This is a genomic window from Bacillus cereus group sp. BfR-BA-01311, assembly GCF_022664295.1.
Taxonomy (GTDB): Bacteria; Bacillota; Bacilli; order Bacillales; family Bacillaceae_G; genus Bacillus_A; species Bacillus_A cereus.
In genome coordinates this window covers 1-22,001 of the sequence record NZ_JAKUHC010000007.1, presented here as the reverse complement: position 1 = coordinate 22,001, position 22,001 = coordinate 1, and the positions used below count along the sequence as shown (strand labels likewise).

Below are 22,001 nucleotides of genomic sequence, written 5' to 3'. Positions count from 1 at the left end.
AGGGGGGAGCTGACATGCTGAGCCAATATTATACTATCCCCAGAACGGAAATTATGAGCAATATGTATATGAGCCACATATCAAAAAAAGACACTCTCAAGAGTGCCTCTCCTTAGCAGCCGAATCCGCCGCCCCAACAGCTAGCGCCAACGATGATTAATAAGATGAAGAGCACAACAAGTAAGGCAAATCCGCCGCCGAAACCACAGCCTCCACCACAACTACCTCCATAGCCCATATTAACTCCTCCTTCCATAAAGACCATTTATTAATGGATTTAATTTAATTTATGTTTTTAAGGGTGAATGGAGCAGGTCCTTAAAAAAATAAAAGGATTTTGGAAGTTAAAAAGAGTTGACGATCTTATTTTTGTCACCGGAATTTTGTCTTCTACATATTGTATTTTATTCTGTGTATTGGGGGAAGGAGGATCTTATGGCTAATTCTGAGATGATTTTACGTTTACTTACGGATTTAAAGATTGAACAACAATTGTTGAAAGAACAGTTAGAGAAAATGCAAACAACTGTGACTATTCTTGAAGAAAAATCAGTGACGCTTAAAGAAAAACCAGCGACTCTTAAAGAAAAAACAATGACTCCTGAAGAAAAACCATCTGTTACAAAGCAAAGAGCTTTTTCTGGACGCCCAACATCTTTTCGTGATTGGAGAGCAGCTGCTCAAAAAAATTCATAAAACTATAAAAAAAGAAGACATCAATTAAGATGTCTTCTTTTGCTTGTACAATCCAAATGAAGTTAAGAAGATATATCCATATTGCTTTAGAAATAAGAAGAAAATAACGATTGTCGACTCCTATTTTAGTTATCTATTATTTGTTTTAATTCATTTATTCGTATTATTTTTTGAGAGCCCCAGTAATGAGGCCTTTTTTATAATTGTGTTAAAGTAGAAACCCCTCAAGCGTAGTGAGGGGTTACATGACTAGGGAAATGAATGATTATTAGTGTTTCATGAGCCGAAGTTCAGGATATTGCTTCTGAATTTCTTCTAAATGATTTTCGTTTATCCCTTTTAAATTTTGATCAAAGAAGCTAGTTACTAGTTTATTAATGAGTGTATAATTTGCGGCTACATCTTCGTCTGGTTCATTAATAATAGGTGAAAATGCTGCTAAATCTGTAAAACTGGTATGGTTTGTTTTTGGAATTACCACTGTGTACACGCCCGGTTTTTCAATCGTTTTATTTCTTAAATAGGATATTTCCAATAATTCATTTTGGATTCCGGTTGTCTTTTGATTCTCCGCTTCTTTCATATAATGAATCGTCGCCTCAGCATTCATCAACATGAATGGTTTCTGAGGACCGTCTTTAGGCATTGGGTCGCCAAACAATCCGCCATCCATATCAATTGCAGCTTTAATACGCGTATCCTTTACTAGCATCTGTGCGGCAGTTGCTCCGCCAAAAGAGTGACCGAACATTCCAATTTTGTCATAGTTAATTAAGTCTGCAATCGTTTTAAAACTTTTATCGAAATTACCTTTTATTACTTCGTTTAAAACAAAAGTAGTATCCTGTTCCCATTTTTGAACTATGGTATTTAAGGCCGTAGGTGTATTTTCAATTGGTATAGAGTCTACACGGTTTCCGTTAGGGAAAATCGTTGTTGCTGCATATCCTGTGAAATTAAGAGCGATTACTACATAGCCTTGACTAGCTAATTCCTCTAACTGGAATGTATTTTGTTGACTATATAATCCCATCCCATGGCCGAATAAAAGGAGGGGGAATTTTTCTTTAGCTTGAAGTGGCTTAGCATTTTGATAAGAATGTGTTTTTGTCAGCCCTAAATGTGTCGTTACGATATACGGAGCACCGTTTGTTACTGCCAATTGTTCACCCAGTTCGTTTATGTTCTCAAAATAGGCAGAAGGATTCCCTGATCCTTTTGCAGCAGGATAGTATACTTGTATCATTAACTCACGATTTCCATGATTATTTGGTACAGTTGTTTCTTTTCGATTTGTATCAATTAAATGAAAAGCTTTCGTGCCTACTGTATATTTTCCAGTAGGCTCTGGGAGTGTTATGATTGGAAAAAGTAAAGGTAATGTAAACATTACGATAGCAGTTACGATAATTCCTAAACCTTTTAAAACTTTCATCACTAACTTTTTAGAAACGGCTGTAGTTTTTGGTTTCAAAAAAACTTGTAATGTTAAAACGAACAATAAGAAATAGGCGGGAATCATGCGCCAGTTTGCACCAATTACAATGATGGTGGCAAGTAATAATGTATAATTTATTAGTAAAATGACTCCATTTTTTTTCGTCAAACCTCTTTTGATAAAGATGGGAATGATACTAGATAAAAGTAATGCAGCAACAAAAATGATTTCTAACATTTTTAGCTCCTTTCCTAATCAACATAAATATAGATTGATAATTTAAAACCTTCTCAATTATATAACTATCTTTGATAATTGTATGCATGTAAGTAAGTTTGGAATGTTTTTATATGACATTAAAAAAGTACTCATACGAGTACTTTTTCTTAAATGAATTATTATTTATTTTTAAACCGTTCCCCATAAATGATAAACCATACCGATAACAAAAAATGCTAGTCCTACAAATAAAACAATTAAAGCAAGCACTCCATTTTTATTATGTTCCATAAAATTAGCTCCTTTTTCATTTACTTACATACAAAAAGCCTTTAGTCGTAATTATGGCTAAAGGCCTTAATCTTCATACTTTGTAGTTTATAAAAAAGTTGTACTTCTGTATTAATTTGGAATATGATTATTTAAAGAGAAGGTGATGAGTACATGCAGGAAACAAAACAATTCCCGCTTATATCGGGAAATCTCTCATTAGATTTAGTAAATACAGAGCTAGTTAGGCGTGGACAACGTTATGATTTATTAATAACAAACGAAGATGTATTAGAATGGCTACATGTAATAAAGGTTAATCTTCCTTTTTGGAATGAAAAAACACTTATAGGAATTCAGAAGCGAATGGATCAAGTTACATCTAGCATATTAGAGGTAAGGGAAGTATTGAGAAAACAGTTTGAGGTAATTGCTGATCAGCAAGAAATTTCTAATGATTTTATTACGTATTTAGAAAAACAAATTGAGAAGGCACCATTTACATATAAAATCATTGAACAGCAGCTAGTATCTATCCCAGTTGGAGAAATCGAGGATGTACTCGCATCGTTAATTGCATTTGACGCTTTAACGTTAATAGCAGAAAATAAGCTTATTTCCCTTAAAAGGTGTTCAAATCCTGACTGTGTTTTATTATTTATAGATAAGAGTGGAAAACGAAAATGGTGTTCTATGAAAATATGTGGGAACCGGAAAAAGGTAGCAAAATTTCAGGATCGAAAATTTGAGGAAGTTTAGAGAATCAACTTATAACAGTTGATTCTTTTTTTGCATTTTAAAACTAACCCCTTAAATTAATATTTACAGGTTAGTTATGCCGGGTTATAATTGTTGGTAAATAAAGGAGGAGAACGATGGATAATATAACAGCAACTAAGCAGAAAGATCCTCAACCAATAAGTGTACGATATTTTACAAAAATGAAAGGGAAAGGAAGAAGCCCATTACAAGTAAATGTAAAGGACTCTTTAACGGGACTACTAGGGGGATTTTTAACAATTCTTACCTTAACATATTTAACGAGCATAACCTCTACAGAATTATTAATGGCTCCATTTGGTGCGAGTTGTGTATTAGCGTTTGGAGTTTGGAATGCGCCATTATCTCAGCCGCGTAATATTATTGGAGGACATTTGATTTCAACTTTCATTGGTCTATCAATATATCATTTGTTTGGGAATGAATATTGGACAATTGCTTTAGCGGTGGGGATGGCAATAGCCGTTATGATGTTAACGAGAACGACGCACCCTCCGGCAGGCGCCGATCCGATTATCGTAATTTTAGGGGCAAATAGTTGGAGTTATTTAGTAACACCAGTTTTAATTGGCTCCGTTGTTATTGTAGTTATTGCTTTATTCATTAATAATATGAGTAGTAAAAGAAGTTATCCAACTTTTTGGATGTAGTTTGTGAAGTGAAAAATAATTTAAGTGAGTATTCTATTCTTACTATGTTTTATTTTTTATATAGTAAAAGCCTTAGTCGTAATGGCTTGGGTCCTCATACTTTGTAGTTTATAAAGAAAAGACACTTTAAAGTGCCTTCTACAGATTTGAATTATTTAATTCATGTAATTAATATTCGTTAGCATAAAACTCTTTTATTAATTTTATTTCATTTGTATCTGGATTAAACTTAAATATTTTAATTTGATTCGATTCGTCTTTGTATGCAAATGTATTCTCACCAACTTGGGTCATATTGCTGGTGTTTAAGATAGGATCGCTACCGTGATCAGTAATTTCCACAGTTTTCTCACGATCCCAGAATGCAATGACAATAATCAAAATGATAAGACATACCCGTATAAAACGTAATTCTCTTGCAACAGGATGTTCCATCTGTTTGTCTCCTTTACTGTTTGATAGAGTCTGTTTATAAAAGAGATGATTCCTAGGAATATAAATAAAAAAGACACCGTAAAGTGTCTTTTTTATTTTAGTTATGCGCATTACTTAATAAGACGCTAGTTCCTCAGTCTGGCTATGAGTAACTATGTAGGGTAATTCCATTATAACATTTTAACCAGTAATGGGTCTATATGGAATTTAATTGATTTTCTTTTTGATTATTCAGAACGATTAATCGGGTATTTGGATGAAGGAAGCGGTGAGGAAGAAGGGAATTAACTTGTTTTAGAAGAGTGTCTTCTTTTTTGTATCATTGTGAGTAAAGTGTAGAGTTATATTTCTCTTTACACGAACATAACGGTATAATATAGTTAAGTTAAGTAAACTTAACTATTTAACAAAACGAAATAAAAGCATGGAGGAATAACGCTATGACTAGAACGTATAAAGAAGTAATTAATGAAATGAACCGAGCTTATAATGAATTCTACATTTTACTATTCCAGGAGTTAAAAGATGAGTTCGGTCTTACAGGACAGCAAGAGAGCATGCTATTTCATATTAATTTAAATGAAAACACGACAGCAAATCACATTGCGACTACTTTTAATATATCAAAAAGTGCCGTTAGCCAAGTTTTATCTAAATTGGAGAAACAGAAGATGATTTCAAAACAAGTAAACCCTAATAATAAACGGGAGTATTTTCTTACACTTGGTCCAAACGGTAGTAAGTATATAGAGCGGTTGTCGGAGTTAGATGATGTATTAATTGAGAAATATTTTTCTAAAATCGATATAAACGCCCTAGAGCAAATGACAGATACGTTAACGAAAATAAATAAAGTCATATTGGAAGAAAAACAGAAAGATCTTGATTGTAATGAGTAAGAACATAGATGAAGCAATTAGTAGAAAGGAGGAGAAGTGTATTATGAGTTTCATACCAAATATGATTACGATAGCAAATTTTGTATGTGGGCTTTTAGCTATTTACGCTGTTTTCGTTCACGATATTTATTTGGGAGCAGTTTTTATTATTACAGGTATGTTGTTTGACTTTTTAGATGGTATGGTCGCTCGGAAACTTGATTCTGTTTCGGAAATTGGTGGAGAGTTAGACTCATTTGCAGATTTAGTTACTTTTGGTGTGGCACCGTCTATTCTTGCATATAGTGCCTCGTTAAAAGATTTGCAGTCTATCGGGATGATATGCGCGCTCACTTACAGTATTTGCGGCATGCTTCGGCTTGCAAGATTTAACACACAGCAAAGCAAACTCCCGACCTTTATCGGCATGCCAATCCCATTCGCGGCAATGTGTCTCCTCATTTTATGTTTTTTAAAGAATCCAGTTTCCGTGGCGTTTGGTACATGCGTACTCGCTTATTTAATGGTAAGCAAAATCAAATTCCCTCATTTTAAAAAAGATATAGCTGAAAGCTTGAAGCCTGGAAGATTGGATTGATGATACGGGATTACAATGAGAAAGATAAAGGAGTATAACATGATTCGTATGGCATTAAGATCATTCAACATACAAATGTATTGTTTGCTAGGCGTAATGTTATTGGGATGGCTTGTGACACCTTTTTCAGCCCAGTTCGTAGGGATAAGCATTGGCCTTTTAGTAAGTATGTACTGCGCCTGGATTTTAGGAAGACGTATTGAAAAGTTCGGAGATAGCATTGTAAAAAAAGAAAAAGCACCGATGCTTGGAATGATAAATCGGTTCGCAGCCGCAATACTCGGCGCGATTATTATGTATGAAATTGAACACCATGAATTCATGTGGACATTCGCTGCTGGAATTATGGGTGGGTATTTCTTGGTTATTATTAATTTGGGGTATTACAGTATGAGGGATGAGAAGGGATAAAGTGAAACCTAAGTTTCAGCATACTGTTGCCTAACAACGAATAGCGGATTAGTAATTAGAGTAATAATAAAATCTAACATAAAATTTAAGGAAAATTTTATATTTCCCCCACTTTTTATTTTAAAAGTTTTTTCTATCCTATAAACAAGTTACATCAAGGAGGAGACTGAAAATGAATAAGTGGGGATTTTTTTATTTTTAATATATTCCCTATATTCGAAGACAAAGTAAAAGATTAAATATATGAACAAAGTACTGGTTCTTAAACTATGTTCTAAATAATAGATGAAAATGTAAAGTTAGGGGATTCCACATGCATAGAGAAGTTTTGATGAGTTATTTGTATACGTATTTTTTTACAATTATGTTTTGTATTGTATTTCAAATTGGATGTTATTTTAAAGCGAAAAACAATATATCTATTCGGCATTTTCTATGGGTGTATGTTTTTCTATTTTACCTTTCGCTTGTGTATAAGGTGACGCAAATCGCGACTGTATGGGATATAAGTAGATATGAAACGTGGATTCGTGTAAGTCAAATTAACTTGACTCTATTTGATACGGTAGGTAGTACTACGTATCTTTTGAACATCGTACTGTTTATGCCGTTCGGTTTTTTATTACCGATGATTTGGCCGTATTTTAGAAAAATGAAAAACACGGTATGTGCAGGATTCTTTTTTTCATTGGCAATTGAGTTAAATCAATTGTTAAATAATAGAATTACAGATATTGATGATTTATTGACGAACACCCTCGGGGCGATTATTGGGTATTTATTATATAGAGCTTTAAAAATGATATTTAAAAGAGAGGGGGAAAAGCTTGATACCAGCTCTTCTCTAGTTATAAAATACGAGGCTATTTTTTGTTTAGTATGTTCATTTGTAGGAGCGATGTTAATTTATCATCCAGCTTTATTTGGAAGACCTGTCATCATTCAGTGAGGTAATTACGAATTTCTTTTGAACGCTCGAGCGATATTTCAATTTGCAAAAAGCCTTTAACTTGTTATAGTTAAAGGCTTTTATCATCATAATTTTTACTTACCAATTACCCACTCTAACATCCGCCTTCAACCACTTCACCCAATCCAAATCCTCTACTTTAAGCAAACTAAGCGAAACACCCTTCATATCTAAAGAAGTTAACAGCGTACCAATCTTTACGAATGCCACTTGCAATCCTTCAAGTTCACACAAACGGCGAATGTCGTTTGCGAAAATGTATTGTTCCATTAATGGAGTTGCGCCGAGTCCATTAATGAGGATAGCGAAGTTGTCTCCTTTTCTCCAGCGATAAATGCTTTTTAGTTTGTTCATTAGTTCGATCGCTAATATTTCAGAAGAGGATAGTGCTTCTTTACGGTAACCTTTTTCTCCGTGAATGCCGACGCCATAAAACACTTCATCGTCATTTAATGTGAATGAAGCTTTTCCTTTTACTGGATCGTTGACAGGGGAAAGAGCAACTCCTAATGTGTGTAAGTTTTTAGTGATAGAGCGGCCAAGTGTTGTTAGTTCTTCTAGAGAATGGCCTTCAAGAGCGGCCGCACCAAGTATTTTTTGAACGAAAACAGTACCAGCGACGCCGCGTCTTCTTTTATTAAAAGAAGCATCATCTTCAATTGAAACGTCGTCATTTACGATGATGTGGTCAATTTTTCTTCCTTCTTCTTTAGCGATCTGCTTTGCCGCAAGAAAGTTCTCAACGTCATCTTTAAAGTTTTTAATAATGAATAGTATACTTTTATCTTTTGGCATAAGGCGAGTTGCCGCCGCAATTTGTTCCACTGTAGGCGGAGTGAAGATGCTTCCGTTTACTGCCGCTGTAAGCATACCTTTTCCTACATAGCCAATATCAGCAGGTTCATGTCCGCTACCACCGCCACTTATAATAGCGACGTTTTGCTTTAGTTTTTCGATATCTTTTACATAAATGATGTTATTCGTTTCATCGCAATTTACTTTGTCGTTATGTTCAAAATAAAAGCCATGCAGCATATCTTGAACGATATTTTGTACATCATTCATAATCTTTTTCATTGCTTTTGCCACCCTTTAATTACTTTGCTGATTGCTCCAGTAATAGTAGTAATTGATTGTTTATCATATTTTTCATGAGAGAAGACATAATGGAAGGATCTACTTCGCACTTACTTTCAATCCAATCTTTAATCGTTCCAACGAAGCCGTGACTATAAAAGGAGGCAATCGTATTTTTTGTCTCATCAGAAAGGCTGAATCCACAGCTCACAGATAGTTCATCGATAATCTTCATATATAAGTTTTTCGTATGCTCAAATAAATAGTGATTAAACGAGTTTTGCTCAATGACTTTAAAAGCATTTCGGTAAAATTTTTGATTTTCATAAAAGTAATCAAATAATAAATCGAAAATGTTTTCCCACGTTTCATAATCGAGAAAGTCGATAATGTTTTCCTTCGTTTCTTCTCTATAAATCCAGCTTAATAGTTCAAATTTATCTTTAAAATGATAATAAAAAGTTTGCCTACGCATTTGACAGTGTAACATAATATCGCTCACTGATATTTTATGAAACGACTCTGTTTCCATTAAATACTTCAATGAGTTCGCGATTATCTTTTTAGAAATTATAGAAGAGGTCATCTGAATCATCCCTAGAATGTTAGTAATATAAAAATCCTATCTATAAATGAGAGCGGTGTCTTTAGACAGATTGTCCATTTTGTCCGTTTACTATAAAACGCTTTCATTTTAACATGGATAGTAAGAAGAAGATTTCAAATATATCACAATATATTAAAGGAATTGAGGGAGAACTACAATGAAAAAGATTATAAACAAACCAGAAACATTAGTAATGGAAATGTGCAACGGAATGGTTATGGCTCATCCAGAGCTTGAGCTTTTGAAAAAATATAAAGTCATTAAGAAGAAAGAAATGAACGAAAATAAAGTAACATTAATTAGTGGCGGCGGTAGTGGTCATGAGCCAGCGCATGCAGGATTAGTCGGAAAAGGAATGTTAGATGCGGCTGTGTGCGGAGATGTGTTTGCTTCTCCTTCACAAATTCAGGTGTATCAAGCGATTAAAGAGACAGCTAGTAAAAAAGGTACGTTATTAATTATTAAAAATTATAGCGGCGATATTATGAATTTCAAAAACGGAGCGCATTTAGCGACGGAAGATGGAATTGAAGTCGACTATGTAAAAGTAGACGATGATATTGCGGTAGAAGATAGTTTGTATACAGTAGGACGCCGCGGCGTTGCGGGCGTTATTTTAGTTCATAAAATTGCCGGTGCAGCAGCGGAAGCAGGTATGGATTTAGGAGCGGTGAAAGCTGTAGCGGAAAAAGCAGCTGCTAATGTGCGCACAATCGGTTTAGCGTTAACGTCTTGTACAGTTCCAGCGAGCGGATCACCTACTTTCACACTTGCGGAAGATGAAATGGAATACGGCGTAGGTATTCACGGCGAACCAGGAATTAAGCTTGAAAAAATGCTGTCGGCTGATGAATTAGCTAACCGTATGACAAATGATTTAATGAAAGATTTAGGAGTAAAAGACGGCGAGGAAATCGCACTGCTAGTTAACGGTTTTGGCGGAACACCACTGCAAGAGCTTTACTTATTTAACAACGCAGTGACGAGAGAATTAGCTGCTAGAAATATTAAAATTAATAGAGTATTCGTCGGCAACTATATGACGAGTATCGATATGGCAGGTATGTCTTTAACGGTAATGAAATTAGATGATGAGCTAAAAACATTACTATCAAAAGAGTGTAATACACCAGCGTTTAAAGTAGACGGTCCAGTTGAAAGTGTTGAGTATGTAAATGTACTTGAAGAGGCAGAAGAGAAGGAAGTCTCCTTTGAACTAGAAACGGCGGAAGAGCACGCTGTGATTAAAGATAATGTCATTACATTAAACAACATAATTTATCTCGTTGATAAAATGAGCGGTATTATTATTAAAAATGAAGTACCGTTCTGTGAGTTAGATACACATGCAGGTGACGGCGACTTTGGAATGAGTGTGGCAAAAGGATTTAAGCAATTAAAACGTGAGTGGCATTCTATCGTGGAGCAAGAGAACGTAACGATCGGATCATTCCTTGATGGTTGTTCCATGATTATTATGGAACATTGCGGCGGAGCTTCAGGTCCAATTTGGGGCGGTGCATTCCGCGCAGCTAGTAAAGCAGCAGGCGAGAAGCGTGAGTTAACAGTGAAAGAATTAGCTGAAATGTTGCAAGCAGCACTGCAAGGCATACAATCGATTGGTGAAAGATCATTCGGAAGAGGAGCGGTAGTTGGTGACAAAACACTTGTTGACGCACTTGCTCCATGTGTAGACTCTTGGTTAGCTAGCGCTTCAAGCGAAGAAGATATGAAAACTGCCTTTGAAAAAGGTGCAGAAGCAGCAGTTAAAGGTGCAGAATATACGAAAGAAATCGTAGCTCGCATGGGCCGCGCCGGTACAGTTGGTGAAAGAAGTTTAGGATATCCTGATGCAGGTGCGCATGCGCTTGGAGTTATCTTTACGGAGATTGCGGGTAGTTTGAAATAGTAATTGGAAAGTCCCTCTGCCTTAAGGTGGAGGGGTTTTTCTGTAGTTTTCGAGAATAATAGTATGTGTCTTTTTGTATTACCAAAAACGACCGATTTTGGTAATACAAAAAGACATAAATCTCGTTTTTTATCGGACTTCTTTTTACTGTACTTTTATTTTCTTTATGAGTTATTAGAAAAGTAATTGTCTATATAAGTCTTTATTTTTTCAAAATCCTTTTCCATAAATAAAATTGCTGGTACTTCAATTATTGGAAGATTATTTTCATTATCAAAAGGTGGACACGGTTTGGGAACTACCAAATAGTCAACTGAGCTTTTATCCCTAATATAATTGATTGAAACATCATAATAATTGGAAAAATATTCCTTCAAATCATCCTGATTCCTTAAAAATGGTAGAGAAAATATTGAACCATAATTTATACCAGCGTCGACAATTAATACAAAGCATATTTTTTTCATGATACACCCTCCTCGTATAATAAGTTTTAAGTTAATAATTGTTCCTTGAAAATTAAATAGTTTTTATATTCAAGAGCTACATCAAAAAAATGATGTATGGGTAAAATTTAGTCTTGGATACTGGGGGGGTTCCTAGATAATGGAAGTATAGAAGTAAAAAGATATGGTTATAATTTAAGTCTTCGACACGATATAACATATCCCCTGTAAAAATTTTGTAAAATAGCCTGTAAAAAACTGGATTTTCACTTGTAAATAACAGAAATAGGAGATGGAGAGAATGTTATTTACTTTGGATGAAATTATGACGCCGAGGGAAGCATGTGATCGTTGGGAGATTATGCTGGATAATCTACACATGAAATTAAATAGATTAAAAAATAGTGATGTGTTGAATGGATTAATTAAAGAAGGAAAAGCAAAATATTATAAGCCAGAAGGAAAAAAAGAGGGTAATGGATATTTACAATAGAAGAGATTAATAAGGTGCAGCAAGTAAAATTATTAGAAATGGAACAAAGATTAGGTGATCGCATTGATCAAAGAAATAAATTAATTGAAAATGATATAAAAGATCGTAAGGAACGTGAAGAAAGAATAGAAAAAAGGCTAGAATTAAGAGATGATAACTTTATGGAAATGGTAAGAGAAATCCAAGATGCAAAACGTACTATCGTATTGGCTCAACAAGAAATAGCGGCAGCTAAAAAGAAGTCCTGGTAGAAGTTTTGGAAATGAGTATCATTTTTAAATTAATACAAGTAAAAGAGACCTTATATGGTCTCTTTTTTTTAGGGTATTTTACTGTTTTCGCTCAAATGGATTGTCTTATACATCTAAGTTGTTTCTACATAAATATCTGTAATCTCACCTATTACTATATCTTTAAAAAAATTTCCAACAGAACCAATAAACCGTTATAAAAAGTATTTAAAATAATAACAAATAGGTATAATAATTCCCACTATAGAAAATACAATACTTCCTAAATTAAATGCAGAAAGTTTCGCACGATGAACTTGAATTTCACCTAAATCTACCCCTCCACTAAAATGCTTATCCATAACTTTAGCGACGTTTTGTTGTTGATTAACAAAATAAGGTATTAGCCATATACAGCAGAACAAAATAATACTACCAAAAAAGAGTGTGTCAATAATTGAAGCTTTCCAATTTAATGAAGTAATGACTATGAGAACAAATTCTCCCACCATAACAATTATCATAGTTACTACATATCTGGTTTTTTCAGAAACGTTTTTAAATACAGTCTCGTCCATAATTTTTTCTATATTAGTCCATATTACACTGATTAACACGATTAGGATAATTAAGAAAATAGTAAATAAAGCTTTAACTAAAAGGTACTCAAACACTACCGACACCACCTAATAATTTCTCAATTAGAATATAAAGTTGATTTTTTAACTCTATCAAAAGATTAAATTCAATAATCTATTAACTAGCTTATCGAAAAATTTATTGATTTAAAGATACAACGCTATATGTATTAGTTATATAGGATAAGATCTCCCAAAATTCCTTTTCTAATATATATATCTTCTAATCGTTGTTGGACTTCAATTGTCTAAATATTTTATTTAGCACTTTATATCAGTTAATAATTAGAATTTTCTGAATTAAAATTCCGTGATATTGTTAAGAAAATAATTATTATTATGATATCTCGATGTAATTGCTGCTAATGCTTTATCTTCAAGGGGAAATATAAGGTTTTCGTTACCGTAATACTAATAACAACCTAACAAATTGAATAGTTAACAGAAAATAATAAAATATTTCCCTCGGCAATTTACAGTATAATACACTTTTAGAAAAAATGGAATATTTAAGTATTTCTTTATTAATAATATGAATTAATAGAATGTTTATATTATTGTACGGATTAAAGATAGCTCAGCTGTGGTGATCTTTATTCATTTTTTCTAGAGTTTATATTAACTTAGAAAACTTTGTAACAGAATCATATATAAGAGCAAATATGATACAAGCAATATCATAAGTTTTTTATTTTTTTACAGTAACCATTTCTCAGCTAATCTCCACTATTAATTCGCAATATTCTGTTATTTTTTTATCAATTTACAATTGCAGGTTGAACTATTATATAATATACATAATAATGGTAATATTTAGGTGAAAAGAAGTAGTTGAGGAGGACGTAGTGATATGAGCACAAATATTTTAATGCATGAAGCAGTTATGCAACAACTTAATGATTTTTATCAAATGATGTTGTCGCAGCAAATTATAAAAGCAACGGAATTAAAGAAAGAAATAGATGAAAAAATTGAACAGATTAAACATGCAGAAGAAAAAGAAAATCAAAATTTATTATTATATTATTCTTTACTAGACCTAAAATATAGAATGCTAACTGATCGAGTGAGTATTCGAAAAGATAGTTTTGAAGCAATTGATACAATTAATGAATCGACAGATACACTCACAGCTTATTACTATCATTCTTTTAAAGCAGAACATGCTTTAATGTTTAGTAACTATAATGAAGCCAGAAGGCAATATGAAGAAGCTGAGAGCCTATTAGAACATATTTCTGACGAATTAGAGCATGCAGAGTTTTATCAAAAATATGCGGTGTTAAATCATCATATGTCTAGTATGCTAATATCTATTGAATACGCAAATAAAGCGAAAGAAATCTTTGAAAGGTATGCTGGATATGAGGTGAAAGTTGCTTCTTGCGAAAACACATTAGGGACAGCTTGTATATTCTTAAAGCAATTTGAAAAAGCGGAAGAACATTTGAATCGTTCCATTGACCTTTTGCAAAAACATAATGTAGAAAAATTGATTTTAGTAGTAAGGCATAATTTAGGATTATTATATGCAACTCAAAACTTATCTACATTAGCGATTCGTCATTTATCAGAAGTGACAGAGAAGAATCCTGCCCATTTTAAAGCATTGTTCTTACAAGCACGTGAACACTATAAGCTAAGAGAAACAATTATTGCAAAAGAACTTATTGAAAAAGGATTAGCAGTTTGTATAGAATTAGGAAATGAAGAGTATGTATATCATTTCAATATTTTACGTTCTCTTAATGAAGATGAAGCAATTGAACTCTTAGAAGAAGAAGTGAAAAAAGGTATTTCTTACTTCGAAAAGCAGGATTTGTGGGATTTCGTAGAAGAATATGCAGAAGTATTAGCGGTTCGCTTTCGCAAATTGAATAAGCATGAAAAAGTTAGTGATTATTTCGATGTATGTTACGAAGCGAAACAAAAATTACTAAGCAAAGGGGCGTTAAAATAATGAAGAAGCTTATATTAGCGGCGTTAGGATTAGTGATAACATTATCATTTAGTAACAATACAGGTGATACACAACATGCTCTAAAAAAGGAAGAAATTATACAATACTCACATGCTGATCATTTTTAATAGCTAATTAACAAAGGGACTCCAATTATGGAGTCCCTTTGTTAATGGGATATTGCTTTGGTTTATCTAATTGTAATAATGTTTGTAAAAAGTATAGATATTTTCTAAATTTGCAGAGGTAATTATTTGTTAATCTTTTAAAACATTGGCTTAGTAATACCGAGGGTTATTATAGATATATTAATCATATAATTTGTCCCTATCAAAATGAACATTTTTTGCATTTAATATATTGTAAATATATTTTATTTTGAAAGGATGTGATTATATGGCTCATAAATCTACTGGAGTGTTTCGAGTTCCAGTTTCTGAAAATGGGATTATTCCAACTGCTCTCAACATTATGCTAAACAATGATTCACGCTGCCATACTAGTAATGTAACGGTAACTGTTAAGAGAAGTCGAAACACCTTTTTCCCAACTCAAAATGAATTAGTTGAAATCTCTCGTACTTTTGTTTCTTTAGAACCAAACAGAACAACTAAGATTGTGTTGTTTACTCCAGAATTCCAAGTAGAAGATTTCCTTGATGTCATCATTAGTGGAAATAGAGAGGATGTTAAGGATGTTCTTGTATATTCTTTCTTAGCAGATTCAGTAGGTCATAATCTGCCATCTACTGTTTTCAGAAATGCAGAATACACTTTTGCTTGCTGACACTGTGATAATGTATTCTTTACTGTCGTATATCTGAATTGAAATGTTGCAAACAGCACTTCAAGGCATATAATCTATCGTTGAAAGATCATTCGGCAGAGGAGCGGTAGTTGGTGAAAGAAGTTTAGGATATCCAGATGCAGGTGCACATGCGCTTGGGGTACCTTTACGGAGATTTCGGGTAGTTTGAAATAGAAATTAGAAGATCCCTTCTACCTTAAGGTGAAGGGTTTTTTTAATATGTTTTTTGATATATATTGCTAAATATGTCCCCATAATTCATTCTATTGTATTGAGAATAATGTCATCTACATCAAAAAACGGTTTATAAAAGGAACTAGTATTTGAAGAAGTTCCACCTCAAACATACTCCTATGCATATAAGTATGTTTGAGGTGGATTTATTAAAGAATTTTATATATAGCATGAATGAAAATGAGATAAATAAAACAATGCTTCTCAGTATGTTTTTAAGAATTAATTGAGCAGGTCCTTGTAAAAATAAAGAAAAGACATCTAAAGGTGCCTTTCGCCGACTTAAATTAATTTTAATATTATCGATCTAAGTTTAAAAGCTGTAGGGATTTTTTCTGTGGGTTTTGTAAGTAGTTTTTACGAAATTATGAGTGTTTTTTATTTTGTATTTCAATAAGTTCATCTGGTAGCATTTTTGTATAATATTCTTTTTCTGTTAGTTCAAATATAAATAATGCTTTTTTCCAGTTATAAATAACCTCTTCTACATTATGTTGTTTCATTTTTAATAAACACTGACCTTTTAAATAGAATAGTTCACCTAGTAGGTATAAAGTATTTAGATTAATTGCTAATTTAATACCTTTATCAATGTACTTTATTGCCTCTTCATATTGATATGTGAAGTCGAAACATTTTGCTAAATTTAACATGAGTTTTAATTTAATTTCTTTATCTCTAGGAAAATCTAGCTTATTAAAATTAGTTAAACATTTTTTGAATATATTAATACTTTTTTCATATTCTTTATTTTCCGCATAAAATATAGCCATTGTTTGCATAATATCTATTTCTCTTTCTGATAAAAAATCAGAATTAGTTAAAGTCAGTTTTAATGCATTATTTAAAAAATCTAAAGCAGTTTTTATTGATTTATCCACCATAAATATAGCAATTGCTTCATGCCATATTAGAAATTGTTTCTCATCTTTTGTTTGAAAATTATTTAAGTTTTTCTCTTTTTTTACTATTTCATAAAGTTCTTTATATTGTTTTTGTTTTAAGCAATCTTTTATTACGTATTTTACATTTTCTACATATTTTAATCTTTTGTTTTGAGTTAGTGCAAATATGTTATTTGGATCAATACCAAGTCTTTCTGATAATTGATATAACAATATACTAGATGGATAAATCATACCTTTTTCAATCTTGCTAATTTGACTTTGTGAACATATTCCATAACATAATTCGGATTGTGATATATTTTTTTTAATTCTAAGTTCTTTAATGGTAATACCCAAATCGTTAAATTCCATTTTGCCACCTACTATTTAGCACTTTATTAATATAAGAACATTCTCTAACCTTAATGTAATGTAAAATTAATATAGTTGCAATTATTGTTTTAAAGGGCTTATCGTTTCGATAAAATGGTGAGATTTTTTTATGTACAAAAAAGACATCCTAAGGTGCCTTACGCCGACTTGGACCACATTCGTTTAATATGAACCTATCTGTATTTTCACATGCTTCTCTAATTCCTCTATTTTCCATTTGATAAAATAAAATCCTAATATTACTAATAATTAAATAAATATTTCTACATATTCAAGATATTTACATAAATTACAAAAGTGATACATTTAAGTTGTAATCTATAAAAACTATTAAAGGGGGATTTATTATGTTCAAGAAATTAGTAGTAGGAGCGTTAGCAACAGGTATTGCATTAACAGGAGGAATGGGTGCAGCTTCAGCTGATACACAAAAAGCTGTGAGCTCTCCGAAGCAAGCAGCCTGCTCCATTCCTTATGAGTATTCTAATGGTAAATTCAAAAGAACTCTTTATTACTCAAATGGAGTATATGCTAATAGTTTTAATGAAAATGTTTGTGGCGGGACGATTACGTGGTATTTAAAACATGTTCAACATGGAGTTGCTTTTTACGAAGGTAATTTAAAATAGTAGATTTTTTGAACCTCATTTATTGAGGTTCTTTTATTTTTAGTTTTTAAACTGATTCTCTATAAAAAAGACACCCTAAGGTGCCTTCTTGCGATTTGCTCCATTGTAATATGGTATTGGATGCCAGTCCAATTATTATTTTACCACGTTAAATAGTTTCGGTTATTGAGAAAAAAGACAACTCATTATTTGAATGCAAAAAAGCCCTAGGGGGACTAGGACTTTTTGCTAGAATGAATATGATTTAAAAAAGGACTTATATAACGTAACATATGAATGTTTCGTAAATGTATCAAAAAAGTGAACAAAATAGTTATTTTAAATAAAAAAAGCTCCGCGATAAAAGTTGCGGAGCTTCATAAGGTCGAGTTATGTCGTACTCACAAGGGATTTTAACATGAATGCTGTGGTAAAAATACCGGTAAATTTATCCTATAAACCCCCCGTTGATTAGAGTTTCACTTCATTCGAAGGAATTTATGTTTTATAAATTAGATTATGATAGTTGATATTCTCCATATTGACCAGAAAAGAACTAAAAATTCTAGTGAAATTCCAAGTGTTCGTTTCCTAGTTTTTTGAAATTCTTTTATTAAATAGCCAACAGCACTAATTGCTATAAGAATAAAAAGAATAAGTTCGAGTGTAACTGGCATTTTATCTACTCCTAATACATTAATTTATTATATAAAGATTATAAGATATTTTTGTGGCTAGTAGTGAAAAATTTAATAAAACTATCTCTAAATGGAGGTTTGTTTGAACTTCTAAAAGAATTTGTGAAAACCATTGTACGTAAAGTTTTTGCGTATGTTTTTAGGAAACAAATTTTAGAAAAAGATAACAAAAAACCACTCCTCGTCGCCGTCGGAAGCAAAAGGGTGGGCTTTGTAAAAAAAAATGAGCCCTAATGGATATAATGTACAAAAGAAAAGACACCCAAAGGTGTTTTACTCCGACTTGATAACAACATTTTATGTATTAAAGGTCATCAAAAAATGTTGTATTTGAAACACGTGACGTTTCATTAATATATTATAAACTAGATGTAATTATATATTGAATATAAAATTTAGGAAGTTGGTGGAAATAATAAAATGCATAAAATCCTTATTAAAAAAGAAGCCCTAGGATTAGGGGGCTAGGGCTTCCTGTGTTAGTATATCTCGCACGACATTATAAAAAGAAAAGAACTTAATGAAGATAACAGAGAAATGTTTCGTAAATGTATCAAAAAAGTGAACAAAATAGTTATTTTAAAAAGAAGAGAAACTAGCAAAAATTAGATACTTTTGTATAAGAAAGGAATAGATTAATAATTTAATATAAAAAATACAAGATATGCAATATTGCATATCTTGTATTTTTTATTACATTGAACCCAATTATGCCTTGAATAGAGAGGGTTTAAAAGAAATATAATAATCTAAATTGTTTACCAATTAATATGGTAAATTATAGATAAATAAAGAAATTTATGTTAATGTACTTATGGTAATATACTGTTAAAAAAAGGAAGAGGTGAAAAGTTTATATGTTTAAAAAAGGCGTATCATTGCTATTAATTTTCATTTTATCTATTTCTACATTTAGTATAGTAACTCACGCTGCTAGTAGTTCAGAATATGTGAATCAATCATTCTATGGGTATAAGGAGCCATCTTTTAATTCAGCTAAAACAAATGGCGGATCAGAGTATGGTGCTCAAAATGTAGGAGTCGTGGAAAAAAGAGATAATGGTTGGTGGAAGATTGAAACATGGGAAGGTCCAGTTTGGATTAACTTAAATGGGGAAGAACGTGTCATGGGAGATTTCTATGCATATGATGAACCTTCTTTTTCATCAAAGGTTGCGAATGCTGGAGCGAAGTACGGGCGACAAACATTTAGAATAGTAGATGGAACAACAGATGGTTGGCTAAAATTTAAGACGTGGGAAGGCGACAAGTGGATGAATCCTACGGCTGAACAAATTACTGTCAACAAAACAATCTATGCGTATAATGAACCTTCATTTAATGCAAAGAAAGCAAATTATGAAGCACCATTTAACCCGCAAAATTGGGGAGTAGTAGAAAAAAAAGAAAATGGCTGGATGAAGGTAAGTACTTATGAAGGTTATAAGTGGATCAATCCAGATGGAGAAGAAAGGTTCATAAACAAATCATTCTATGCGTATAATGAGGCTTCATTTAATGCAGCTAAAGCAAACGCTGGAGCATTATATAGTCCACAAAATTTTAGAGTTGTGGATGGAACACCTAGTGGATGGTTAAAGGTTAAAACATGGGAAGGCGAGAAATGGCTGAATCTAGATGGAGAAGAAAGATTCATAAACAAATCATTCTATGCGTATAACGAGCCTTCATTTAGCTCAGGCAAAGCAAACGCTGGAGCATTATATAGTCCGCAGAATTTTAGAGTTGTAGATGGGACAACTAGTGGGTGGTTGAAGATTAAAACATGGGAAGGCGACAAGTGGATGAATTTAAATGCGGAAGATACAGGCGTAGAATTCTACGTGGAAGCTACTGCATATAGTGTAGAAGGTAGTCCACCAAATGAAAGGATTACGGCGTCTGGAATAGACATAGGAAAAAATCCTAACATCAAGTTAATTGCAGTTGATCCTAAAGTTATTAAACTAGGAACGAAAGTTTGGGTTGAAGGATACGGTGATGCAATTGCTGGAGATACAGGTGGGGCTATTAAAGGCAATAAAATTGATGTTCTGTTTCCTACAGAAAAGCAAGCACGTGAATGGGGACGTAAAAAAGTGAGAATTAAAATAATGAAATAGGATATATCTATTCTTTGCTTCGAAAATTATATATTAGACAAAATAAAAGGGAGGATATTTTTATGTTTAAGAAAAGTATAGGAATCTTATTGTTTTTTATTCTATCTATCTCGACATTCAGTATGGTAACTCACGCTGCTAATAGTTCAGAATACGTGAATCAATCATTCTATGGGTATAAAGAACCATCTTTTAATTCAGCTAAAACAAATGGCGGATCAGAGTATGGTGCTCAAAATGTAGGAGTCATGGAAAAAAGAGATAATGGCTGGTGGAAGATTGAAACATGGGAAGGTCCAGTTTGGATTAACTTAAATGGGGAAGAACGTGTCATGGGAGATTTCTATGCATATGATGAACCTTCTCTCTCATCAAAGGTTGCGAATGCTGGAGCGAAGTACGGGCGACAAACATTTAGAATAGTAGATGGAACAACAGATGGTTGGCTTAAACTTAAGACGTGGGAAGGCGAAAAATGGATGAATCCTGCGGCTGAACAAATTACCGTCAACAAAACGATTTATGCATATAATGAGCCTTCATTTAATGCAAAGAAAGCAAATTATGGAGCACCATTTAACCCACAAAATTGGGGAGTAGTAGAAAAAAAAGAAAATGGCTGGATGAAGGTAAGTACTTATGAAGGTTATAAGTGGATCAATCCAGATGGAGAAGAAAGATTCATAAACAAAGCATTCTATGCGTATAACGAAGCTTCATTTAATGCAGGAAAAGCAAACGCTGGAGCATTATATAATCCGCAGAATTTTAGAGTTGTGGATGGGACACCTAATGGATGGTTAAAGGTTAAAACATGGGAAGGCGAGAAATGGCTGAATCTAGATGGAGAAGAAAGGTTCATAGAAAAATCATTCTATGCGTATAACGAGCCTTCATTTAGTTCAGGCAAAGCAAACGCTGGAGCATTATATAGTCCGCAGAATTTTAGAGTAATAGATGGGACAACTAGTGGATGGTTGAAGATTAAAACATGGGAAGGCGACAAGTGGATGAACCTAAACCAAACAGATTCTGGTTCTTCTGGAGTAATTGATTTAGCTTTAAAACAACTTGGAAAGCCGTATGTTGAAGCTGGGACAGGACCAAATGGATTTGATTGTAGTGGCTTTATTTATTACGTATTTAAAAATAATGGATATAACATTGTGAGAACAAGTGTTGCAGGATACTGGGGAATGGTTACAAAAATAAGTGATCCTCAACCAGGGGATTTAGTATTCTTACAGAATACATATAAGCAAGGTCCTTCTCATTTAGGAATATATTTAGGAAATGGCGAATATATCCATGCAGCGGATACGACAACAGGTGTAATTAAAAGTAAGATAAACAGTCCATACACTCAGAAGCATTTCTTGGGGTATGCTAGATTTTCAAAATAATTAAATTGGATTCAATAAAAAGACAGTTATCTATGTGAACTGCACCCCAATTGTTAGACACAGTCTAACAATTGGAGGTGTAGTTTTTTTATGACTAAATTTACTTCAGAAGACAAAATAAATGCAGTAATACATTATCAAGA

At 32.8% G+C, this 22,001-nt stretch carries 22 protein-coding genes and 3 pseudogenes; 17 read left to right on the top strand and 8 right to left on the bottom strand.

Annotation, left to right across the window (positions count from 1 at the left end; all coding sequences use genetic code 11):
* Window positions 1–112: 112 nt before the first annotated feature.
* Entirely contained in the window at window positions 113–238 is a 126-nt protein-coding gene (locus tag MR136_RS17310; protein WP_000540377.1) for a YjcZ family sporulation protein, read from the bottom strand.
* A 197-nt stretch (window positions 239–435) separates the two neighbouring features.
* Between MR136_RS17310 and MR136_RS17305 the strand changes: the two genes are divergently transcribed.
* Window positions 436–696, top strand: coding sequence for a hypothetical protein (locus MR136_RS17305; protein WP_000013698.1), 261 nt, complete (start codon window positions 436–438; stop codon window positions 694–696).
* Between the two features lie 268 nt (window positions 697–964).
* Here the strand turns inward: MR136_RS17305 and MR136_RS17300 are convergent, their stop codons facing one another.
* A complete protein-coding gene (locus MR136_RS17300) occupies window positions 965–2,371 on the bottom strand; it encodes an alpha/beta hydrolase family protein (protein WP_242259540.1) in 1,407 nt (468 codons plus the stop codon).
* A 426-nt stretch (window positions 2,372–2,797) separates the two neighbouring features.
* On the opposite strand from MR136_RS17300, the gene MR136_RS17295 reads away from it, so the two are divergent.
* Window positions 2,798–3,382: a CGNR zinc finger domain-containing protein gene (locus tag MR136_RS17295; RefSeq protein WP_242259539.1), complete on the top strand. Its 585-nt coding sequence runs from the start codon at window positions 2,798–2,800 to the stop codon at window positions 3,380–3,382.
* 116 nt (window positions 3,383–3,498) lie between these two features.
* Window positions 3,499–4,053, top strand: a complete 555-nt coding sequence (locus tag MR136_RS17290) for an HPP family protein (protein WP_000368844.1) — start codon at window positions 3,499–3,501, stop codon at window positions 4,051–4,053.
* A 168-nt stretch (window positions 4,054–4,221) separates the two neighbouring features.
* On the opposite strand, the gene MR136_RS17285 is transcribed toward MR136_RS17290, so the two are convergent.
* Window positions 4,222–4,488: a YmzC family protein gene (locus tag MR136_RS17285; RefSeq protein WP_000400965.1), complete on the bottom strand. Its 267-nt coding sequence runs from the start codon at window positions 4,486–4,488 to the stop codon at window positions 4,222–4,224.
* A gap of 440 nt (window positions 4,489–4,928) precedes the next feature.
* Between MR136_RS17285 and MR136_RS17280 the strand changes: the two genes are divergently transcribed.
* From MR136_RS17280 to MR136_RS17265, 4 genes are all read left to right on the top strand, one after another.
* The gene (locus tag MR136_RS17280) at window positions 4,929–5,387 is read left to right on the top strand and encodes a MarR family winged helix-turn-helix transcriptional regulator (RefSeq protein ID WP_000198939.1); all 459 of its coding nucleotides are present in this window, start codon (window positions 4,929–4,931) and stop codon (window positions 5,385–5,387) included.
* A 43-nt stretch (window positions 5,388–5,430) separates the two neighbouring features.
* Window positions 5,431–5,964, top strand: coding sequence for a CDP-diacylglycerol--serine O-phosphatidyltransferase (gene pssA, locus MR136_RS17275; RefSeq protein WP_000008338.1), 534 nt, complete (start codon window positions 5,431–5,433; stop codon window positions 5,962–5,964).
* A gap of 39 nt (window positions 5,965–6,003) precedes the next feature.
* Window positions 6,004–6,375 carry an ATP synthase subunit I gene (locus tag MR136_RS17270; protein ID WP_000620607.1) on the top strand — a complete coding sequence of 124 codons (372 nt, stop codon included), beginning with the start codon at window positions 6,004–6,006 and terminating at the stop codon, window positions 6,373–6,375.
* A gap of 313 nt (window positions 6,376–6,688) precedes the next feature.
* Window positions 6,689–7,324, top strand: a complete 636-nt coding sequence (locus tag MR136_RS17265) for a VanZ family protein (protein WP_135277538.1) — start codon at window positions 6,689–6,691, stop codon at window positions 7,322–7,324.
* Window positions 7,325–7,423: 99 nt separating this feature from the next.
* Here MR136_RS17265 and dhaQ read toward each other — a convergent pair whose 3' ends face one another.
* Both dhaQ and dhaS read right to left on the bottom strand, forming a co-directional pair.
* The gene (gene dhaQ / locus MR136_RS17260; protein ID WP_135277540.1) at window positions 7,424–8,422 is read right to left on the bottom strand and encodes a DhaKLM operon coactivator DhaQ; all 999 of its coding nucleotides are present in this window, start codon (window positions 8,420–8,422) and stop codon (window positions 7,424–7,426) included.
* A gap of 19 nt (window positions 8,423–8,441) precedes the next feature.
* On the bottom strand, window positions 8,442–9,008 hold the full coding sequence (gene dhaS, locus MR136_RS17255; RefSeq protein WP_000204220.1) for a dihydroxyacetone kinase transcriptional activator DhaS: 567 nt from the start codon (window positions 9,006–9,008) through the stop codon (window positions 8,442–8,444).
* A 178-nt stretch (window positions 9,009–9,186) separates the two neighbouring features.
* Between dhaS and dhaK the strand changes: the two genes are divergently transcribed.
* A complete protein-coding gene (gene dhaK, locus MR136_RS17250; protein ID WP_242259538.1) occupies window positions 9,187–10,938 on the top strand; it encodes a dihydroxyacetone kinase subunit DhaK in 1,752 nt (583 codons plus the stop codon).
* Window positions 10,939–11,102: 164 nt separating this feature from the next.
* Here the strand turns inward: dhaK and MR136_RS17245 are convergent, their stop codons facing one another.
* Window positions 11,103–11,405 (bottom strand): hypothetical protein, encoded by a 303-nt coding sequence (locus MR136_RS17245; RefSeq protein WP_242259537.1) that lies wholly within the window; start codon window positions 11,403–11,405, stop codon window positions 11,103–11,105.
* A 280-nt stretch (window positions 11,406–11,685) separates the two neighbouring features.
* On the opposite strand from MR136_RS17245, the pseudogene MR136_RS17240 reads away from it, so the two are divergent.
* Window positions 11,686–11,888: pseudogene (locus tag MR136_RS17240) on the top strand (hypothetical protein); the annotation flags it as partial.
* Window positions 11,874–12,128 (top strand): annotated as a pseudogene (locus MR136_RS17235) (DUF3967 domain-containing protein); the annotation flags it as partial. The pseudogenes MR136_RS17240 and MR136_RS17235, both read left to right, overlap by 15 nt.
* A 194-nt stretch (window positions 12,129–12,322) precedes the next feature.
* Here the strand turns inward: MR136_RS17235 and MR136_RS17230 are convergent.
* On the bottom strand, window positions 12,323–12,781 hold the full coding sequence (locus MR136_RS17230) for a hypothetical protein (RefSeq protein ID WP_000464467.1): 459 nt from the start codon (window positions 12,779–12,781) through the stop codon (window positions 12,323–12,325).
* A gap of 814 nt (window positions 12,782–13,595) precedes the next feature.
* Between MR136_RS17230 and MR136_RS17225 the strand changes: the two genes are divergently transcribed.
* From MR136_RS17225 to MR136_RS28600, 4 genes and pseudogenes are all read left to right on the top strand, one after another.
* Window positions 13,596–14,705 carry a response regulator aspartate phosphatase gene (locus MR136_RS17225; RefSeq protein WP_078421131.1) on the top strand — a complete coding sequence of 370 codons (1,110 nt, stop codon included), beginning with the start codon at window positions 13,596–13,598 and terminating at the stop codon, window positions 14,703–14,705.
* Entirely contained in the window at window positions 14,705–14,833 is a 129-nt protein-coding gene (locus MR136_RS28435; protein WP_000733501.1) for a hypothetical protein, read from the top strand. Before MR136_RS17225 ends, MR136_RS28435 begins: the two co-directional genes overlap by 1 nt.
* A 268-nt stretch (window positions 14,834–15,101) precedes the next feature.
* A complete protein-coding gene (locus MR136_RS17220; RefSeq protein WP_000940664.1) occupies window positions 15,102–15,491 on the top strand; it encodes a hypothetical protein in 390 nt (129 codons plus the stop codon).
* 94 nt (window positions 15,492–15,585) lie between these two features.
* Window positions 15,586–15,686, top strand: a pseudogene (locus MR136_RS28600) (DAK2 domain-containing protein); the annotation flags it as partial.
* Window positions 15,687–16,111: 425 nt separating this feature from the next.
* Here the strand turns inward: MR136_RS28600 and MR136_RS17215 are convergent.
* Window positions 16,112–17,005: a helix-turn-helix domain-containing protein gene (locus MR136_RS17215; protein WP_242259536.1), complete on the bottom strand. Its 894-nt coding sequence runs from the start codon at window positions 17,003–17,005 to the stop codon at window positions 16,112–16,114.
* A 368-nt stretch (window positions 17,006–17,373) separates the two neighbouring features.
* On the opposite strand from MR136_RS17215, the gene MR136_RS17210 reads away from it, so the two are divergent.
* The 3 genes from MR136_RS17210 (at window position 17,374) to MR136_RS17200 (ending at window position 21,858) form a co-directional block, all read left to right on the top strand.
* The gene (locus MR136_RS17210; protein ID WP_000473820.1) at window positions 17,374–17,655 is read left to right on the top strand and encodes a hypothetical protein; all 282 of its coding nucleotides are present in this window, start codon (window positions 17,374–17,376) and stop codon (window positions 17,653–17,655) included.
* A gap of 1,534 nt (window positions 17,656–19,189) precedes the next feature.
* Window positions 19,190–20,455, top strand: coding sequence for a 3D domain-containing protein (locus tag MR136_RS17205; protein ID WP_025687271.1), 1,266 nt, complete (start codon window positions 19,190–19,192; stop codon window positions 20,453–20,455).
* A 62-nt stretch (window positions 20,456–20,517) separates the two neighbouring features.
* Window positions 20,518–21,858: a C40 family peptidase gene (locus tag MR136_RS17200; RefSeq protein WP_000474056.1), complete on the top strand. Its 1,341-nt coding sequence runs from the start codon at window positions 20,518–20,520 to the stop codon at window positions 21,856–21,858.
* Window positions 21,859–22,001: the final 143 nt, after the last annotated feature.

What these genes read in the sequence shown, in the direction of transcription:
- MR136_RS17215 (WP_242259536.1), bottom strand. Translation starts at nt 17,005, where the DNA reads ATGGAATTTAACGATTTGGGTATTACCATTAAAGAACTTAGAATTAAA.
- MR136_RS17305 (WP_000013698.1), top strand. Translation starts at nt 436, where the DNA reads ATGGCTAATTCTGAGATGATTTTACGTTTACTTACGGATTTAAAGATT.
- MR136_RS17270 (WP_000620607.1), top strand. Translation starts at nt 6,004, where the DNA reads ATGATTCGTATGGCATTAAGATCATTCAACATACAAATGTATTGTTTG.
- MR136_RS17280 (WP_000198939.1), top strand. Translation starts at nt 4,929, where the DNA reads ATGACTAGAACGTATAAAGAAGTAATTAATGAAATGAACCGAGCTTAT.
- MR136_RS17285 (WP_000400965.1), bottom strand. Translation starts at nt 4,488, where the DNA reads ATGGAACATCCTGTTGCAAGAGAATTACGTTTTATACGGGTATGTCTT.
- dhaS (WP_000204220.1), bottom strand. Translation starts at nt 9,008, where the DNA reads ATGACCTCTTCTATAATTTCTAAAAAGATAATCGCGAACTCATTGAAG.
- MR136_RS17220 (WP_000940664.1), top strand. Translation starts at nt 15,102, where the DNA reads ATGGCTCATAAATCTACTGGAGTGTTTCGAGTTCCAGTTTCTGAAAAT.
- MR136_RS17205 (WP_025687271.1), top strand. Translation starts at nt 19,190, where the DNA reads ATGTTTAAAAAAGGCGTATCATTGCTATTAATTTTCATTTTATCTATT.
- dhaK (WP_242259538.1), top strand. Translation starts at nt 9,187, where the DNA reads ATGAAAAAGATTATAAACAAACCAGAAACATTAGTAATGGAAATGTGC.
- MR136_RS17225 (WP_078421131.1), top strand. Translation starts at nt 13,596, where the DNA reads ATGAGCACAAATATTTTAATGCATGAAGCAGTTATGCAACAACTTAAT.
- MR136_RS17295 (WP_242259539.1), top strand. Translation starts at nt 2,798, where the DNA reads ATGCAGGAAACAAAACAATTCCCGCTTATATCGGGAAATCTCTCATTA.
- MR136_RS17290 (WP_000368844.1), top strand. Translation starts at nt 3,499, where the DNA reads ATGGATAATATAACAGCAACTAAGCAGAAAGATCCTCAACCAATAAGT.
- MR136_RS17265 (WP_135277538.1), top strand. Translation starts at nt 6,689, where the DNA reads ATGCATAGAGAAGTTTTGATGAGTTATTTGTATACGTATTTTTTTACA.
- MR136_RS17210 (WP_000473820.1), top strand. Translation starts at nt 17,374, where the DNA reads ATGTTCAAGAAATTAGTAGTAGGAGCGTTAGCAACAGGTATTGCATTA.
- MR136_RS17200 (WP_000474056.1), top strand. Translation starts at nt 20,518, where the DNA reads ATGTTTAAGAAAAGTATAGGAATCTTATTGTTTTTTATTCTATCTATC.
- MR136_RS28435 (WP_000733501.1), top strand. Translation starts at nt 14,705, where the DNA reads ATGAAGAAGCTTATATTAGCGGCGTTAGGATTAGTGATAACATTATCA.
- MR136_RS17300 (WP_242259540.1), bottom strand. Translation starts at nt 2,371, where the DNA reads ATGTTAGAAATCATTTTTGTTGCTGCATTACTTTTATCTAGTATCATT.
- MR136_RS17310 (WP_000540377.1), bottom strand. Translation starts at nt 238, where the DNA reads ATGGGCTATGGAGGTAGTTGTGGTGGAGGCTGTGGTTTCGGCGGCGGA.
- dhaQ (WP_135277540.1), bottom strand. Translation starts at nt 8,422, where the DNA reads ATGAAAAAGATTATGAATGATGTACAAAATATCGTTCAAGATATGCTG.
- MR136_RS17245 (WP_242259537.1), bottom strand. Translation starts at nt 11,405, where the DNA reads ATGAAAAAAATATGCTTTGTATTAATTGTCGACGCTGGTATAAATTAT.
- pssA (WP_000008338.1), top strand. Translation starts at nt 5,431, where the DNA reads ATGAGTTTCATACCAAATATGATTACGATAGCAAATTTTGTATGTGGG.